Annotated in this window: 13 protein-coding genes; all 13 read left to right on the top strand. The window is 32.7% G+C overall.

Translation table 11 applies throughout. The features are described 5' to 3' along the window. The first annotated feature begins 10 nt into the window (after window positions 1–10). A complete protein-coding gene (locus tag IMX26_RS08795) occupies window positions 11–379 on the top strand; it encodes a hypothetical protein (protein WP_195161294.1) in 369 nt (122 codons plus the stop codon). Further along, the gene (locus tag IMX26_RS08790) at window positions 318–1,298 is read left to right on the top strand and encodes a restriction endonuclease (protein WP_195161293.1); all 981 of its coding nucleotides are present in this window, start codon (window positions 318–320) and stop codon (window positions 1,296–1,298) included. The genes IMX26_RS08795 and IMX26_RS08790 overlap by 62 nt, the downstream gene beginning before the upstream one ends. Beyond that, complete coding sequence (locus IMX26_RS08785; protein ID WP_195161292.1) at window positions 1,291–1,986, top strand: DUF1643 domain-containing protein; 696 nt, start codon at window positions 1,291–1,293, stop codon at window positions 1,984–1,986. Before IMX26_RS08790 ends, IMX26_RS08785 begins: the two co-directional genes overlap by 8 nt. Window positions 1,987–2,656: 670 nt before the next feature. Beyond that, complete coding sequence (gene ltrA / locus IMX26_RS17885) at window positions 2,657–3,466, top strand: group II intron reverse transcriptase/maturase (RefSeq protein ID WP_243259335.1); 810 nt, start codon at window positions 2,657–2,659, stop codon at window positions 3,464–3,466. A gap of 100 nt (window positions 3,467–3,566) precedes the next feature. Then, the gene (locus IMX26_RS17880) at window positions 3,567–3,992 is read left to right on the top strand and encodes a group II intron maturase-specific domain-containing protein (RefSeq protein ID WP_347707862.1); all 426 of its coding nucleotides are present in this window, start codon (window positions 3,567–3,569) and stop codon (window positions 3,990–3,992) included. Window positions 3,993–4,348: 356 nt separating this feature from the next. After that, window positions 4,349–4,552, top strand: coding sequence for a transposase (locus tag IMX26_RS18110; protein ID WP_195161291.1), 204 nt, complete (start codon window positions 4,349–4,351; stop codon window positions 4,550–4,552). 444 nt (window positions 4,553–4,996) lie between these two features. Continuing rightward, a complete protein-coding gene (locus IMX26_RS08765) occupies window positions 4,997–6,778 on the top strand; it encodes a M3 family oligoendopeptidase (protein WP_195161290.1) in 1,782 nt (593 codons plus the stop codon). Between the two features lie 1,166 nt (window positions 6,779–7,944). Then, on the top strand, window positions 7,945–9,762 hold the full coding sequence (locus IMX26_RS08760) for an ABC transporter ATP-binding protein (protein ID WP_195161289.1): 1,818 nt from the start codon (window positions 7,945–7,947) through the stop codon (window positions 9,760–9,762). Beyond that, window positions 9,755–11,578, top strand: a complete 1,824-nt coding sequence (locus IMX26_RS08755; RefSeq protein WP_195161288.1) for an ABC transporter ATP-binding protein — start codon at window positions 9,755–9,757, stop codon at window positions 11,576–11,578. The genes IMX26_RS08760 and IMX26_RS08755 overlap by 8 nt, the downstream gene beginning before the upstream one ends. Window positions 11,579–12,249: 671 nt before the next feature. After that, complete coding sequence (locus tag IMX26_RS08750; RefSeq protein WP_195161287.1) at window positions 12,250–14,118, top strand: DEAD/DEAH box helicase family protein; 1,869 nt, start codon at window positions 12,250–12,252, stop codon at window positions 14,116–14,118. A 64-nt stretch (window positions 14,119–14,182) separates the two neighbouring features. Next, a complete protein-coding gene (locus IMX26_RS08745) occupies window positions 14,183–14,485 on the top strand; it encodes a hypothetical protein (RefSeq protein ID WP_195161286.1) in 303 nt (100 codons plus the stop codon). Window positions 14,486–14,999: 514 nt separating this feature from the next. Then, window positions 15,000–16,793 (top strand): N-6 DNA methylase, encoded by a 1,794-nt coding sequence (locus IMX26_RS08740; protein WP_195161285.1) that lies wholly within the window; start codon window positions 15,000–15,002, stop codon window positions 16,791–16,793. A gap of 248 nt (window positions 16,794–17,041) precedes the next feature. Further along, the gene (locus IMX26_RS08735; protein ID WP_195161284.1) at window positions 17,042–18,124 is read left to right on the top strand and encodes a topoisomerase; all 1,083 of its coding nucleotides are present in this window, start codon (window positions 17,042–17,044) and stop codon (window positions 18,122–18,124) included. Window positions 18,125–18,126: the final 2 nt, after the last annotated feature.

The following is an 18,126-nucleotide window of genomic DNA, read 5'->3' as shown; positions in this document are numbered from 1 at the left end:
GGAATTGCTCATGTCTGATATAAATAGATGGTTGAATTCAGTGGGAAAGAAAATCTTTGTAGATTATTATTATAATTTTAAACAGATAAACTTAGATAAGAATACTTTTGCACAAAGATTATTAGAAGAGAACCCAAATGCTACAAGAATAAGTGGGCAGCTCACCCGAATTAGTTGTGCACAAAGGATATTTAGAAATAATCTGCAGATTGAAGCACTTTTATTAATTATTGACTCAAATAGATTAAGTAATGCAACTATAAATAAGGCAAGAGCAATCTTGGAAAAAGAGAGCTTGGGTAAAGAAGGAGATATAAATGAGAGACTATCAAGCGAGAGGGTACATTCTAGAATCAGTTGTTTGGAAAATCCTAAGTAAATTTGGATATATAGAGGTAGCATCTGGAAATATTAGAGGGAGGGGCGCTGAGCATCAAATAGATGCATATGGACTTCTTAGTTTTCCAACGGCATTTATTTATCGAATAAGACTAATCTGTGAATGCAAATATTATAAAAGAAAAATTCAATTGCATAATATCAGAAATTTTGTAGGGGTGGTAAAGGACATATCAGAAAACTACTTTACTATAGCTCACCATAATGCAAATAGCTTAGATAGATATAATGATGCAGGGTGCTTCTTTAGTGCTTCTGAGTACACTATTGATGCTCAAGAATATGCATGGGCTCAAAACATATTTTTAGTTAGTTTCTATAGGAATCCTTTTCTAGAGCCGATACTTGAGAGGATTTCACAATTTGCAGAATATGCAGTTAGCAGGAAATCCTATCTTGAAAATGCAACAAAACAATCTGTAGTTGATGATTTTTGGCAGTTCACAGAAGAAGAACGAGAGTCAAACAAGAGTCTATTAAAAGATTATCCTAGTGTTGCTATGGGAATTCTAGATGATAATTATCCAGTTGCTTTAGTAGGTGAAGATAACTGGTTAAATGATCTAGATGCTCTTGATAATAATTATAGTGAAATAGTAGAAGCAATAAAATCCCATAGGGTTGAGTATGAAACTGAAACAGCATTTCATCTTCATGTAAAAGCGAAATATATAGTATTTACTCTACCAAACGCTATAGCAAACAGAGTTATCAACCGTATAGATTTAGCTGAAAAAGGAAATGAAATTTTCACTATAGATATTCCATATATAAAAGAGTTTAAAAACGAAAAGATACGTAGATTCATCAAGATAAAGGTACATTTGCCTGATGATGAGAAATATAGCTACTTGAATAAGATTAGTAAATGTTACTTGACAGGTGAATTGAATGATTAGCAAAAAATATTTAGATAAACAATATGGTGTTTATGGCTCATTCTTTAAATTATTCATTATGAAAGATGTTTATATTCCTTGTCGTAATGTGCTTGAAATAGTAAAGAATGATTATAATGAGTATGATTATATGAACTATGCAAATTATGAGCCTGATATTATTGCAATTATGATGAATCCGGGATCTTCAAGTCCGAAATATAAGAGCTATCAGGAAAGTAGTTACAATAGCAATATTAAAGACATAGGATTGAATGACCTAACAGAGACAATACCAGATAATACTCAATATCAAATTATGAGGTTCATGTCAAAGTTTAATTTTCGGCATGCTAGAATTCTTAATATATCTGATGTAAGAGAACCAAAAAGTAGTGTATTTAAAAAAAAAGTCTCTAAAACAAAGTATAATAATATTTTATGCCACTCAATTTTTTCTGACTCAAGAGCTGAAGAACTTCAAGGATTGATGAGTGATAAATCATTATATTTATTGGCTTGGGGAGTTGATAGTAAGTTAAAAGCTTTAGCAAACCAGGCATATGATAAAGTTAAGCATATGAGGACTTTTGGGAAACTGAAAATAGATAATTTATATTACCATCCATTGCCTCAAGATTACAATAAGCAAAAAGAGTGGCTAAGAGATATTGAAGATATAATTGAAAAAACTGGCTATATTCAGTAAATTAAATGATTTGTTGCTAATAAAGACTACTCTACACTCCCCACGACGCCAGCGGAGCATACTTGCCCTTCGTGTCGGGAATTATGCAACCCGTAAAACATAAACAATTAAACACAAACGCTAAAAACAATAAATTAGCATTCTCAGCCTAACAAAAGTTTAGGCGGCCACCATAAAAACCTCAACAGAAATGGTGAGGTTTTTAGTTAGTGCGCCTGGCATGTTCACAATCTATAGGGTGAAAGTCCCGAGCGGTGAAGTTAGTATAGCCGTTAGCTGAAAACAAGGGTGTCCTTCGCGAGGAGGAATCTGAAGGAAGTTGGAGGCAAATTTCTGGTCTGAGGAACACGAATCACATGAGGCTAATGCAAACTGGATGAGTTTGCTAATCAAAACAAAATCCGTACTAACCGAAGGGTGTGTTAGTAAATGTGGCAGATATATGGAAAGAAAGAGTGTGGACTTACCCAGGGAGGTCTCGCATCCTAAACCAAACGCTACTCAGTGATGAGCAGAGGGGATGAGAGAAGTCAGCAGAAGTCATAGTACTGAAATTATTTTTTTTTCAGGAAGGGCTGAACAATAACAGTTTTGTAAACTATGAGACCTAAGAGTACGAAAAAAAAAAAACTAGACAACCTCGAAAGAGGGCTTATCTCAGGAGGATAAAGTGGAACTTAAAAGTAATGAGAGAGCAGTTAGTGCTCAAGGGATTCAACAAGAGCAAAAGCAAAACACAAATCAACTGATGGAAGAAGTGGTATCGTATCCGAATATGATGAAAGCTTATGGTCATGTTAAAAGTAATAATGGAAGCCATGGGGTAGACGGTATGAAAGTTTCTGAGTTCTCAGAATGGTATCTCAGGAACTTAGAAAACCTCACCCAAGAGCTGCTAGAAGTGACGTACAAGCCTAGTCCAGTAAGAAGAGTGGAAATACCAAAAGACAATGGTAAGACTAGAAAACTAGGAATACCAACGGTCATAGACCGAGTAATTCAACAAGCCATTAATCAAGTGCTATCGCCAATATTTGAGGAGAAATTCTCAGAATACAGCTATGGATTTAGACCAGAGCGTAGTGCCCATGATGCACTTCAACAATGCAAACGGTATATAGAAGCAGGTTACACGTGGATAGTAGATATAGACTTAGCATCATACTTTGACACAGTCAATCATAACAAACTTATGCATCAAATGTACCTAGAGATAGAAGATAGCAGAGTTTTAAGACTCATCAGGAAATATCTTCTATCAGGAGTTGTAATAGATGGTAAATATGAAAAGACTCGACAAGGGGTTCCACAAGGAGGTCCATTATCGCCATTGCTTAGCAATATAATGCTAGACAAGTTAGATAAGGAACTAGAGAAAAGAGGGCATAAGTTCGTTAGATACGCTGATGACTGTTCAATCTATGTAAAAAGTAGAAAAGCAGTCAGAGCGTACCTTAACGAATGTAGCCAAATTTCTTGAAAAGGAATTAAAGCTTGTCGTCAATCGAGATAAAAGCAAAATTAGTCGACCCTGAAAGACCAAATTTCTAGGGTACTCCTTTTACATATCTGCTAATGGTGTGCAATTTAGAGTGCACCAGAAAAGCAAGAAGAAACTCAAAGAGAAAATCAAGGCACTGTTAACAAGTCGAAAAGTACAAAACATCAAAACTTTGTATATCAGACTGAAAAGAATGTGCCAAGGTTGGATTAATTATTTCATACTTGCAAATATGAAGCAATTCTTAATGGAGCTAGACCAATGGATAAGGCGAAGAATAAGAATGATATATTGGCGGAGATGGAAAAGGATAAGGACTAAAATTCGGAACTTAACAAAACTAGGGTGTCCTCCTCAGAAAGCATACGAGTATGGAAATACTAGAAAGGGAGCATGGCGGACAGCTAAAAGTCCCATACTCCATAAAACGATAACAAATAAGAGACTAGCAAAAGCTGGTCTCTTATCACTGCATTCTTACTACATTAGTAGGCTTGGTTATTGAACCGCCGTGATACGGATCCGTACGTCCGGTGGTGTGAGAGGTCGGCTAATCAACTAATGATTAGCCTCCTACTCGATTATGAACCGTAACCGGTTCGTGATATCCTCTAAGGGGGTGATATGCACTTGTATAATAAAAGAGTGGTTAAGCTATTAGAAATATAGCGTATAATCAAAGTAACAGATGCTGTGGATTATTGTGTGCTATAGCTTAGACTATTTCGCGAAGACCATAACTACAGCTTTATTTTACAACTATTAATTAGTTAGATAACGCATAGACGCTCTATCTCTAGCAAGGATATAGAACATAAGGCTGATGGAATAACAGCATTAATGAAAGGACAAGGTCAATGAATGATCTATGTAGGAATTGATGTAGCGAGTACAAAACATGACTGTTTTATTGTTAACTCTGAGGGTGAAGCAATAAAAGAAGTATTTACAATAGCCAATAATAAAGCAAGGTTTGAAAAACTATTATCCAAGATACCAAAGGTAAATAAGAGCAAGATAAAAATTGGACTTGAGTCTACAGGGCACTATAGCAATAATACGTAACTACCTGTATCTTTAACTTAGTAGTACTAAATCCACTCAGCACTAACCTATATCGAAAAGCTCAGACCCTTCGCAAAACAAAAACAGATAAGATAGACGCAAAAATGATTGCCAAAACACTGAAGACCACAAGCCCTACACCCCAATATCATACCATATAAACGAGATTAAATCTCTAACAAGAATAAGAACTCGCTGGGTAAAAATATGCAGTTCTCATAAAATATCTATACAAGAATCCTAAGATGTACCTTTCCAGAACTAAAGCGAAATCGTTTTAGAGGAGGATTCATCATAATTAAATAGAATTATATGGGAAAGTGTTGAATTATGGAGTTCTCACTATGTATTGACTATTATCAAACAGGTACTTTAAGTGGTATTCTATTTTCATCCTTATCAAGATATTATTCTACACTTATAATGAACAAAGGAGAGATTAAAATGCTAAAAAACTTGAGTCCTACTTGGGATCTTGATGTTTATTTCGCTGGTGGTAGTGAATCAACCGAATTTACCAATTACATAAAGAAGCTAGAGAAGCAAATGAAAGATTTTCAAGAAAAAATGAAAACAATTGAAACAGCAAGTGGTTGCCCCGATTCATGGAAGTTTATTTTGACTGAGATTCAGGAAATTGATAAAAAGATTCAACATGCAAAATCATTTGTTAGTTGTTTAGTAGCTCAGAATGTGCAAGATAAAAAAGCAATGCAATTAAGAGGTATAATAAACTCATTAATTGGTGTTAATTCATCTTTAGAGAATAACATGCAGAAGCGTTTACTTGAGCTAACTGATAAAAAATTTAATAATTTACTACAAAATAAGTATTTTGCACCACTGAAATTTAACTTAAACGAAATTAGAGAGAGAGCAAGTAAAAAACTAACTGCTGATAAAGAGAATATTATAAATGACTTATCTGTTGACGGTTTACATGCTTGGGGAACACTCTATAGTAATGTTACTGGCAAGTTAAAAATTCCTGTAGAGGTTGATGGAGAAGTTAAAAAGCTGTCAGTTGGACAAGCCTCAGCTATGATGAGAAGCCCTAACAGAATAGTAAGGGAAAAGGTCTTTGAGAGTTGGAGTAAATCATGGAGTGGGGTAGCTGATAGCTGCGCTTTAGCAATTAATAGTATTGCAGGCTTTAGATTAAATGTCTGTAAACAACGTGGTTGTGCAGATTTTATGAGTGAAACACTAGAACTTAATAGGATAAATCGCAAAATACTTGAAACAATGTGGTCAGTAATAAGCATAAATAGAGGTCGTTTAGTTAAATACCTTAAGCGTAAAAAAGAGATTTTAGGGGTTAACAAGCTCAGCTGGCATGACTATCCCGCTCCTTTAGGCACTAGTCAAAATACTTACAACTTAGAAAATAGGGCTAACTTTCTTGTTAAACATATCTCTAACTTCAGCCCTACTATGGGCAAATTAGTTACTAGAGCTTTTGAAGAACGTTGGGTTGAAACTGAGAACAGAGATAATAAACGTGCTGGAGCATTTTGTGCACGATCTCCATTAGCAAAACAAACAAGAGTTTTTCTGACTTACACAAGTAAATGGAATATTATTACGCTAGCCCATGAATTAGGGCATGCTTACCATCAATCCGTTATATATGATTTGCCCCCATTAGCTCAGCGTTATTCCCAGAGTGTCAGTGAAACTGCTTCAACCTTTTTTGAATTCGTTGTTACAGATGCTTTATTTAAAGCCGCACCTACAAAAGAGGAAAAAATTGATATATTAAACTTTGATCTTCAACGTGCAGTACGTAAACTAATGAATACCCATGCACGTTATCTATTTGAAACAAGTTTTTATGAAAAAAGAAAATCTGGCTTTGTAAGTACTAATGAGCTCAATGAACTAATGTTAAAGGCTCAAAAAGAGGCATTTAATGATTCACTAGATGAGTACCATCCATACTTCTGGGCATCATTACTACATTTTTATTTAACAAGAGTACCGTTTTATCACTTCCCTTATACTTTTGGGTTTTTATTTAGCGCTGGTATATATGCTCAATCTAAGGCGCAAGGAGATGAGTTTGAGCAAAATTATATTAATCTTTTACGTGATACGGGCAGAATGAGAGTTGAAGACTTAGCTATGAAGTATTTGGGTGTAGACTTAGAAGAAGAGAAGTTTTGGAAAGATGCTATTGATATTGTTTTGAGTGGCATAGATGAGTTTATGGAACTAACCAAGTAAATGAGCCATCCAAAAGATAATATAAAGAACATAATATTGTGCTGCATAAATGTAAAAATTTCAAGTGCAGTTTTAAGATGAGGAGAAGGGAGTAACTAATACTGGTGCCTTAGTAGGTTGCGTTGGTTCTGTGAGGTGTGCTTAGTCTTAATCTACTCACGTAATATTGAGAGAGAATTTAAGAAACATTTGGGAGAGTTACTATAAACCGTTGAAGTAATGTTCTTAGAAAATCGCAATGATAATAAGGAAAATAGAGTCATAATTAAAAACTCTACTACTGAAATATTGACTGTATATGTATTAAATACAGATTCTTTTGAGGAGCAATCTACATATGAGTAAATCCATACCGCGGGTATCAAACTAGTACTACCGAAAGCCATGTAGCAAGATTGAGCTTCGTACTAAGCTTAACCACCACTCTATCAGAGAAAACTTGTTTTTTGTGCCAGGAAATATGCAATACGTAAAACATAAATCTAAATTAAACGCTAAAAATAATAGATTAGCATACGCTGTCTATATAAAAAACCTTAATCAGTCAATTAATTGGTTGAGGTTTTTTAATGAAGTTTGCCTGCGACAAGTGAAGTGTACTACCCACATGAAGGCGCTATCGCTATGATGCTAGAATTTAAATCTAAACACGAAAATCCTTAAAGTAGATATAATTAGAAAATCAGATAAGGAGAAAGAGAAGATGGGTAAAGTTTTATTCGTAGTAAGCCACTCTTTAGGATAATGCATGCATAGAATCCTTTCATGCTTATTAAAAGAGAGTGGCATAGTTTGTTATTAAGCATATTAACCATGCTCACTAATTAGTTTTTGAATATATAGAATGCATCTATAATACTACTAAAATTCATAGTCATTGCAATATGAAGGCACCACATGAAGAACAATATTGTTACCTAATTTTAAGGATTTTTGGCTGAGTTGTACTTTTTCTTAACCTAGGACAATACTTCTGCGTCCCTGTGTTATAGTTAGCAGTGCCCATATCGGTTCTTCTTTCTATAAGTGCTTTCTTAAATTACATCTTATCACAGAAGACTTCGCTATGGACTTTATGTTAGATCAACTTCATTTTACTATTGAACGTTTATTTATAATAGAAAAAATTTTCATCATTGTTGATAATTGTGTAAAGGAGTTGTTTTATGAAACGTATTTTTAAAGCATATAGTGAATTGCTACGCATCCTGTATTCTGAAAGCCCTTTTGTAGTTATATCAATTTTTGGGTCAGCAATTATAACTGGTGTTGTCACACCAATTTCTGTTTGGGTGAACAGTCAAATTTTAAATCTTGGTTTAGCTGTGGCATCAGGTAATTTGGAATTTGTTAGTTATGTTCCATATTTAATATTATTTGTTGTTTTAGCCCTGTTGCCGGTCGTAGTCGGTGATTTATTTAATTCATCGTATATAAGACCACGTTGCGAGCTTATCATACGAACAGCATATAAAGGCAAAATGCTACAAAAGTTAAAAAAACTGCGCTACGAGCATTTAGAAAACGAAGCTTCAATGAAAATAATCGACAATGTCTACAGAAAAGATAATGGTGCTGAAGAAGCTGCCAGTAATATGTCCCGAATTTATCTAAGAAATCTTATTTCATCAACAATAGCATCAATCGGTATATTGTATATCATTGCTTCTATAAAATGGTGGTTGCTTTTAACCATACTTTTACCCTTTGCATTGGATACCTATATCTCTTTAAAATTCTCTCAAAACATTTACTCTGAGATGAAAAAATTCTGGAAAAAAGACCGTCAATACGGAATTCTCGGGAAGATGCTCATGTCACGGGGATTTATTAGGGAAAACATTCTGCTCGGAGCTTCCAGGTTTTTAATTGATACCTACCGAAAAAGATTTGCCTTACGGAACCGAGAATATGAACATTATTTTATCAAACATATGCGCCAAAAACTCTTAGGAAAAATTATCATAAGTATTGCCCAGATTGTAAATGCTGCGATTTTACTAAGGCTGTATTTAAACGGCAGCTTGAGTATCGGCATTATGATTTCTCTTACTCTTGTAATATTTTCTGGCTTATTCAACGCTTTAAAAGGAGTCACTGATTTTTTCCAATCAAGTGGATTGCATATAATTACTTTTGAATTCTATGAAAAATATTTTGCATTGTCTGAAGATGAATATGGTGACGATAATGATTTTCCGGCCAAAATGACCATTGAGTTTGATGACGTACATTTTACATATCCGGGTACTGAGAAAAAAGTTTTAAACGGGCTTAGTTTTAAAATCAATCATGGTGAAAAGGTTTCCATCGTTGGGGAAAATGGCGAAGGCAAGACCACAATGATAAAATTATTACTCGGTTTATTCCAGCCAGATAGTGGAAAAATACGTATTGGCGGCAAACCGCTTAACAACTACTCTCAAAATGTACGAAGGCGGTTGTTTGGTCCGATATTTCAAGATTTTATAAAATACAGTATGACAATTGGTGAAAATGTTGGGATGGGCGATATAGCAAATATTGATGATAACGAGGCGATAATTACCGCTATGCGTAAAGCCAAGGTTGATACTTTTGCAAAAGCTCTTGCAGATGGAACTGACACTCTGCTCGGACGTGATTTTGAGGGGGGCGTTGACCTGTCAGGCGGTCAATGGCAGCGCATCGCCATAGCACGGGCATTTATGGGTAATAAGCCTATTCTGATACTTGATGAACCCACAAGCCAGCTTGACCCAATGGCAGAGAGCCGAATTTATTCTGAATTTGCTGAAATGTCGAAGGATAGAACAGCGATTTTTATTACACATCGGCTTGCCTCGACTGTGATAACCGATCATATCTTTGTTATTGCGAACGGGCGGGTAGCTTTAAGCGGCTCACATGATGAACTTATGAAACAAGGCGGATTATATGCCGATATGTTCAATTCACAAAAACAATGGTATATAAAAAGTGAGGAGAAGGTCGAACATGCTTAATGATAAAACAAGAGGTATTGAACACGATGTACAATCCGAGCAAAAACCCAAAGCCAAACACCTTTTTAAGTTGTTCTTGTACGTATTTTCTACTACAAAAGCAATTAGTCTTATTTATCTTGGCTTATATATTGTCTTATCATTACTGCGTCCGGTATTAGCTTTTATGTGGGGTAGGTATATTCAAACAGCTAAAGGACTTACTCATGTAGACAATATTTTTCCTGCCATTTTATTGCTGCTGTCATATTTTATTATAAATTTTATTATAGGTTTAATTGATCGTTACGTTGGAGTATATGAAAGAATTGAAATGCTCAATATTGTACAAGCAAATCACCAAGCTGAGTTGTTAAGGTCAAAAATGTATGAAAAGTTTGCATCAATTTCGCCTGAGTATTATGAAATTCCAAAAATAAATGACAATATGACGCAAGTCTTTAATTTTGTTAGTAGCCAATGGAGAGGAATAAATACAACAGTTATGATGCAGGGTTATATCGTAATAGCAAAAGCCATTTCTATAGTAACTATTGCAGCATCGCTATATATATTCAATCCATTGCTCTGTTTAATTGTACTTGTCGCTCCGCTGCCAACACTATGGTCACTCACAATAGGGCAAAAGATACGATTTAAGTTCGTTAAAGATAATGTTAAGCTGAAACGAAGAGCAGAATATTTTCAAGGTGTAATGCTCTCATCTGCAGGGAAAGAACTCAAGGTTCTTGGCCTGCACGATTTTTTCTACAAAAAATGGAAAGATATAGCTGATGAATACACCCTTAAAGAAAAGAAGTTAATCCGAACCCAAGCTATTTTACAGATAATCAATTACTTTTTATTGAGTCTTGCAAATGTGGGTGGCTGTATTTTTGCAATTGTCTTGATGGCTATGGGCAGATTAACATTGGGCGCTTTAGGAGCGGTGCTTTCACTTGTATCTACTTTGGTAAACGATACAAAAGAATTACTAGTTGGGTTTGTTACGGTATATATGAAAAAAAATGAAGCCGCGCAGTTCTTTGATCTCATGGAATTACCGGAGCAAAAAAACGAGGGTGAGGACTTGGGCAAATTTAATGTGATAGAAGCAAAGCGACTGAAGTACCGTTATCCGCTGACCAAAAGATATGTTCTTGATGACATCAACTTGCGTATCCGCAAAGGTGAAAAAGTAGCTTTCGTTGGTGAGAATGGAATGGGCAAGACTACTTTTGTAAAATTGATTACCGGAACGCTCACACCATCAGACGGTGAACTGTTAATAAACGATGCCTTAATAGAGCAAATCAATCCAATCGTTTGGTATAACAACATTAGTGCTGTCGTGCAAGACCCTGCGCGATATATCACCTTTAGCATAGCCGATAATGTTTTTCTCGGAGATACAGTGAAGCCTCGGAATGAAGTTGATATCGACAAAGCTTTGTCTTTTTCAGGATTAAATGGTGTTGAAAGGAACAACCTGCTTGGTAAGGATATTGGCGGAACGGAACTATCCGGTGGACAGTGGCAAAAACTGTCGATTGCACGGGCAGCATATCGTAATAAGGATTTTATTATTTTGGATGAACCGACCAGCAATCTCGACCCATTAGCCGAAACGGATGTTTTTCAAAAGTATATTTCATTGGCAAAAGATAAAACGGTTATTTTTGTAACGCATAGGATAAGTGTAGCCTCATTAGCTGATCGGATCGTTGTTTTTGCTGATGGCAGAATTATTCAAGATGGAACTCATGAAGATTTAATAGCTCAAGGGGGAGAGTATTCACGATTATATAGGGAACAAGCAAAATGGTATAACAGGTAGAGGAAAATCGATAGTGAAAGCTTGTTTTCTCGCCCGTTTTTTTCTGTGGAGGTGGTATGGGGGTCATAATAAACAGAAATGTTGAGGTTTTTAGTTATATGAATTGTACCAGTTTATGATATTTCTCCATAGTCGAGTGATATGCACTTTGTGCGTGATATACGCTTACGCGTGTTGTGTTCATATAATATCATTTAACTACATGTAGTTAAATATCACTATGGCTTTGGCAATAATAGCACAGAGCGAAAGCTGTATAATTAAAACACTATTAAGTAAATAACAGACTCAGCCAGAAATGGTCGGTTTTTTTTAGTTTATATGGAAGTAGTCAAACCCAAGGTGTGACTGCAACTTTCTATATGGTAATACAGTCTATCTTTTAACGGTTGGTTATGATTATTAACTAGTAAGACAATGCTCAGAATATGTTCGTTGATTTTTTACGTTAATTAATTAACGCAAGAGGGGGAGAGACCATTTTTTCAATATTGCAGAGGGTTTTGAGAATGATCTAATTATTTATGTCACTTTTATAAAATTATTATTTCAAAGTATAGTATTTATAATTATATAATGATAAAATTGTAAATACAGGAAACTGTTTTCGTCTAGTTTATCTAGAAAAATTAATTTTAGTATAAAATAATTATACATTTTAGGAGGGTACAATGAGCTATTTTATTTCTACTGAAGTAAAAATTAATGATAACCCTTATTTACGAAAGCCTCAAAAATATGGTTATATAAGACTTAATAATCATTTTGTATCAGAAAAAAAAGATAAGCATGCGTTAATTGTACTTCCAACTGGTGTTGGTAAAACTGGTTTAATGGCTATAGCTCCATACAATATTTCTGAAAAGAAAGTACTCATAATTGCTCCCCAGACAACTATTAGGGATGGTTTAGAAAAATCGCTAGATCCAAGTAACCCTCATAATTTTTATTTAAAGTATAAAGTAATTGAAAATCCAAATGATTTACCTTCTTTAATAGTATATGACAGTAAAACTACTTTTGAAGAACTGTGTATAGCGGATATTGTAATCATAAACATTCAAAAACTGCAACAACGCCTTGATAATTCTTTAATTAATAGATTACCAAGAGATTTTTTCGATATGATAATAATTGATGAAGCTCACCATTCTCCAGCTAAAACATGGGTTGAAACGTGTAATTATTTTTTAGATGCAAAGGTGTTAAAAGTAACTGCTACACCTTTTAGGTCTGATGATTCTGAAATAGCTGGAGAACTAATATATAGATATACTCTAGGACAAGCTATGGAAGAAGGATATGTTAAACAGTTAAAAGACATAACATACGTACCAGATAAATTATATTTGACTATTGAAGAGGAAGGTCGACAATATACAGTTGATGAAATCTATCGGTTAGATTTGAAAGATTCAGAATGGATATCTAGATCTGTGGCATATAGTAATGATTGCTCAAGAAGTGTTGTAGAAGCTAGTATTAGCATGCTTCAAGAGAAGAGAGATAAATCAGATGTTCCTCATAAGATTATTGCTGTTGCATGTAGTATGAAACATGCTGAAGAAGTATGTGAAATATATAGAGAATATAATTTAAGAGCAAAAGTAATCCATAGTGACTTAAATAAGAATGTAAAAAATGAGATTTTAAGTGATTTAGAGAATCATAGAATTGATGTAATTGTAAATGTACATATGCTGTCTGAGGGCTTTGATCATAAGTATTTATCCATAGGTGCTATCTTTAGACCATTTAGAAGCTTGTTACCATATTCCCAGTTTGTTGGACGTCTACTTAGAGTTATCCCAGATGATGAAATTAGTGATAAAGATGATAATGTAGCATGCATTATATCTCACAATAATCTTTACTTACATAAGCTATGGGAATTATATCAAAAAGAAGTACAAGAAGCAGAAATTATTAAACACCTTAAAGAAATTGATGATTTAATTACTAATATAGATAACGAAGGAAATTCTATAAATCAAGGAAATGTGATTGACTTTGGTGAAGCAAAAGAAACTGGTTATGGTACATTAACAATTAGGGATTATTTTAATGACGATATCCAAGAGAATGTAAAGCAAAGGAATCAGTTATACGAAGAAGAAATCAAAAGGATTATGGAAGAAAATAAAACAGATCAAGAAACTGCTATCAAGATTTATAACATCCTTAATAAAAAAGATAAAAAAATACTTAGACCAGATTTACTTAGGAAATTCAATCATAGTACTTTAGATGATACAATAAGGTATAATTATGTTCCAAGTATTATATCAAGCCTTAATCTAAATCTTAAGGGTAGAGATATCCAAGGATGTAAATTATTTATCAAGAATTTTTCATGGATAGGTAGAGATCCAAAATTTGACAATTCTGCTATGTTAGCTATATACTTTAATCAACATCTAAAACAATATATTAATCGGTCAAGAGATAAATGGGTAATTAGTGATTTCGAACGTGCGTGGAATTATTTAGATGATTTAAAAGAATTTATTTTATTAACATTGAAACACTATAAAAAATAATAGATGTGTACTATAATATACTTGAGGTGAAAATATGAATTCATTAAATAAATTAATTGAACTTATGACATCTACACAAGTACATCCATATTGGTTAGTTGATAATATTAAAGTTGAAAATTATAAGTCTGTAAGTTTTTATAAGCATAATGATGGAATTAAGTGCATCATTGTATATGAAGAAAGTTATAAAGATATAGAGTTCCATTATGTTTTTGATTCAAACGATTGCCTTCTTTCTTTATACTCAATAGACGATAAAGAAACTAAATTATTGTTTGATAGGGATTATGAAATTAATATTGAAACTGGCAACTATATTATGGATATGATGGATAGTAACAAAGTATGTAAGAGAGCAATGTAAACTGGGTAAATCAAGTATATTATAAGTTAAAATAATATATTGTGTTATTTATACTGATACGGATAACTAGTATTAAATTGAAAGATCCTTCTCTTAGTAGGGTCTTTTGTTGTTTGATATGGTTGAAGGTTATAGATTATAGAGCTAACTGCATAAAGATTTTAAAGGTATTGGATAATTTTAAGACGCAAACGGAGTACACTTGTCATTAGTGTCGGGAGTTATGCACCCGTAAAACATAAACAATTAAGAGATCGTAAATGAGGGGAGTATGTTAGCTGAGTAAAATGATAACTTAATTAATAATACTTATACAAGAATTGAGTGACCTCTACTAGTTATTATTATATCTACGAAAATATACTAGAACTCATAATATACAATCTCAAAAAAAACTTTATTATGTATTGACATACATAATAAAGTTTGATAGTCTTATATCAAGAGCAGTTAATCTGCTTATTTTTAATAAAAATAATATTTAATTATGTGCATACATAGAAAGGATGGTTATATGTATAACATGTACGAGAGGTTATTGTATGAGATGGAAGATAAACTAAGAGGAATAGTTAGTAGTCATGATAGTAGGAATGTTATTTCAAGTATCCTATTAATAAAATGGTTCATGTTTTATGACGCAATTATTCTTGACGTAGGGAATAACTTTAAAAATAGTTTACTTTACGTAGTTAAGGATATTGAGCAAACCTATACTCATTTAAATGGAGTATTAACAACATTGTTAATAGAAAAAATTGGTTATAAAAAAGATAATTATAATGTGATTCGAGAAATATTTAATACACTAAATCATTATTATAGTCTATCTGCACAAGATGTTAAATACATGATAAATCATCTTCTTACTGAAATTGATTTAGATGATGATCTATTTGTTACTCCTGATTCAATTAAGGAAATAATGATTCAATTAGTAGAACCTGAAGAAGGACTAAAAGTGGCAGATTATTTCACAGGTATTGGTAGTATTTCTTTGAGATTAAAGCAAATATTTAGCAACTATGATATATGCTTATATGGAGAGGAAATTAATCGTGAAACATATTTAATATCTCAATTATTAATGACTGTTAATGAAATTCAAGGATACTGCTTTCACAATAAAGATGTATATGATTTTAGCAATGTTAAGAAACATCAATTTGATTTTGTCTTTATGGATGCCCCTTTCTCGTTTAACAAGCAATTATATCGAAACGAAGTACTTTCTTATGGAGTGCCAAAAAAACAGGCAATTGATTGGGCAAATTATCAATTAGCATTGTATACATTAAAAGATATGGGTAAAGCCGTTGTTACTACAACAACAGGTGCGCTATTCAGAACTAGAGATGAAATCATTCGTAAAGGAATTGTAAATGACGACAAAATTGAGGCTGTAATTCAATTACCAAATAGCTTATACTCAAACACTGCTATTGAAACAGCAATAATACTTTTTAATAACAATAAAAGAAGTAATAGAAAAAATACAATAATTTTTATTAATGCTTCAAAAGAGTTTCTACGAAAAAACAGAAGGCAAAATACCATACCTAAAGATGTTTTAACAAAAATAATAAGCTGTATTAAACTAGGCAATGAAATTGAAGGTTTTAGTACAATAATTGATACTTATAAAGTTTTAGAGAATAATTGTAATCTAATACCTAACTATTATATTAATTCAAAGATAATTGACAAAAGACTTAAAAATGGATTGACATTAAAAGAAGTAGCTAAAGTGTTACCTGGTGTTCAAATAAGCAGTAAAGATATGAAGACATTAAAGCAAGATCCAACTCATTATTATTTAAATGTTAAGAATATTCAAGATAATGACATTTTATATGACGATACTGAAAAAATAAGAGAAAAAAAAATAAATTGGTGTGGTAAATATGATATTAAAGCAGGAGATATTATCATTACAACACGTGGTACATTATTAAGAATGATTGTAGTTCCGGAAGATTATAAAAAATCATTTATTTCAGTTAACTTAACTATTATAAGGATAAATCCAGATAAGTATAATCCGTATGTACTAGTAAAATATCTTGAAAGTGACATTGGTAAGCTTGTTCTAGAGAACATCACATCAGGAACTACAATTAAAGTTATAAACGCCAAAAAGCTTGCTAATATATTAGTTCCTAATTATGATACTGTAACATTACAATCTTTAGGCGAGAGAATAAAGAGGAACGAAATGGAGCTTAAGCAGATGATAAAAAAAGCTAATCAAGAGTATCATGGAAATAATACTAAAATTATAAAAGCTTTGAATCTTCATAGGCTTTAAGGTATACATTTTACATTGTTAATATCAACCTCAATACAATACTTTTTCTAGTGAAGGGCATATTATTTTAAGAACAAGATATATGTTAACTAATAAGTATATTGATTCATATATAAGACTCTATAGCACAAAAGAAAAATGTTGAAAATTACACTGTCATGGTATAGTGAGAGCAAAAATAGTTATTAATCATATATGTGTATAACAGTTTTTATTATAATAGATGAAATTATATGGAAGGAAAGGAAATGGCTAAAAAAGATAGAAGAAAAACTATTAGAAACAAAAGAATCAAAGAAATTACAGATGAGTTAAATGAAATTGTTGATCAGGTACTTGAAATCACAGGATATAATAACAAGCTATCGTTAAACGCAAAGATAGGTGGTAAGCATGCAGATTTTTACGATGTTAGACATGAAGTTATTAAAACTCCAGAGCAATATATTTCATTATGGCTTGATGGGCTTATGCACTACCTAGATAACTGTTGTTCTAAAGAACAGAGTAATAACTATAAGCTATTAAAGTATATGCAAAATAATAAAGTTGTTATGAATTATGTAACATTATTTTTAGAACGGACCTTTTTACGGAAGTATGAACAGTTATCGAAAGTTAGACCTAGGCCAGAAGAGGCTACTATATGGATAGGACAGGAAAATGCAAATTATGGATTATTAGTGTCTCCTAGATTTAGAGATGGAGCATGGGAAAATGATGGTAGTGAAATAAGAAAATTCAAAGCAAACTATTTTACTATTGGCCATATACTTGAAACAGGGTTAGTAATACCTCAGGAAGATGATAAAATTACTTTTGATAATGTAGAGTATTATATGAATTTTTTCAAAAATGTTCTAGTAAGAAGTTCAGGGTCAAAATATGAAAAGAATATTGCAAAATTATACTGTGAACTTGTGGAAAATAGTGAAAATCCAAAAGATGTACCGTTGTTAATTCCAGAGTTTAGATATGGAGGTATTGAGAGAAGACACAGATATAGACTTGATTTTACTGTGATTAACCCTTATACATTAGATAAATATGGATTTGAGCTATCTCCTTGGTCATCACATGGATACTTGGGTGGAATTAAGGGAAAAACTCAAAAGCAAGTTAATGAAGAGGCAAAGAAAAATTTTGAAAAAGAAATGAGAAAACATAAGGACTACTATAGAAAATATGGAGTTTACTCTTTTATATATACAGATTCAGATTTAAAAGAAATTGAAATAGTGTTTAATGATATAAAAAAATACCTTGAACCTCCTAAGATGCATATACAGCTTAAACTACATACTTTAGATGAATTCTATAATTATAATTAAAT

The sequence above is a fragment of the Clostridium sp. 'deep sea' genome, from assembly GCF_014931565.1.
GTDB lineage: Bacteria > Bacillota > UBA994 > PWPR01 > PWPR01.
Note: the sequence above shows the minus strand (reverse complement) of the source record. Positions and strands in the feature narration are given on the sequence as shown.

Bases quoted from the DNA above. Each gene is read 5' to 3' on its own strand.
- IMX26_RS08735 (WP_195161284.1), top strand. From the start codon at position 17,042: ATGGCTAAAAAAGATAGAAGAAAAACTATTAGAAACAAAAGAATCAAA.
- IMX26_RS08765 (WP_195161290.1), top strand. From the start codon at position 4,997: ATGCTAAAAAACTTGAGTCCTACTTGGGATCTTGATGTTTATTTCGCT.
- IMX26_RS08750 (WP_195161287.1), top strand. From the start codon at position 12,250: ATGAGCTATTTTATTTCTACTGAAGTAAAAATTAATGATAACCCTTAT.
- IMX26_RS08790 (WP_195161293.1), top strand. From the start codon at position 318: ATGAGAGACTATCAAGCGAGAGGGTACATTCTAGAATCAGTTGTTTGG.
- IMX26_RS08755 (WP_195161288.1), top strand. From the start codon at position 9,755: ATGCTTAATGATAAAACAAGAGGTATTGAACACGATGTACAATCCGAG.
- IMX26_RS18110 (WP_195161291.1), top strand. From the start codon at position 4,349: ATGATCTATGTAGGAATTGATGTAGCGAGTACAAAACATGACTGTTTT.
- IMX26_RS08795 (WP_195161294.1), top strand. From the start codon at position 11: ATGTCTGATATAAATAGATGGTTGAATTCAGTGGGAAAGAAAATCTTT.
- IMX26_RS08785 (WP_195161292.1), top strand. From the start codon at position 1,291: ATGATTAGCAAAAAATATTTAGATAAACAATATGGTGTTTATGGCTCA.
- IMX26_RS08740 (WP_195161285.1), top strand. From the start codon at position 15,000: ATGTATAACATGTACGAGAGGTTATTGTATGAGATGGAAGATAAACTA.
- IMX26_RS08760 (WP_195161289.1), top strand. From the start codon at position 7,945: ATGAAACGTATTTTTAAAGCATATAGTGAATTGCTACGCATCCTGTAT.
- IMX26_RS08745 (WP_195161286.1), top strand. From the start codon at position 14,183: ATGACATCTACACAAGTACATCCATATTGGTTAGTTGATAATATTAAA.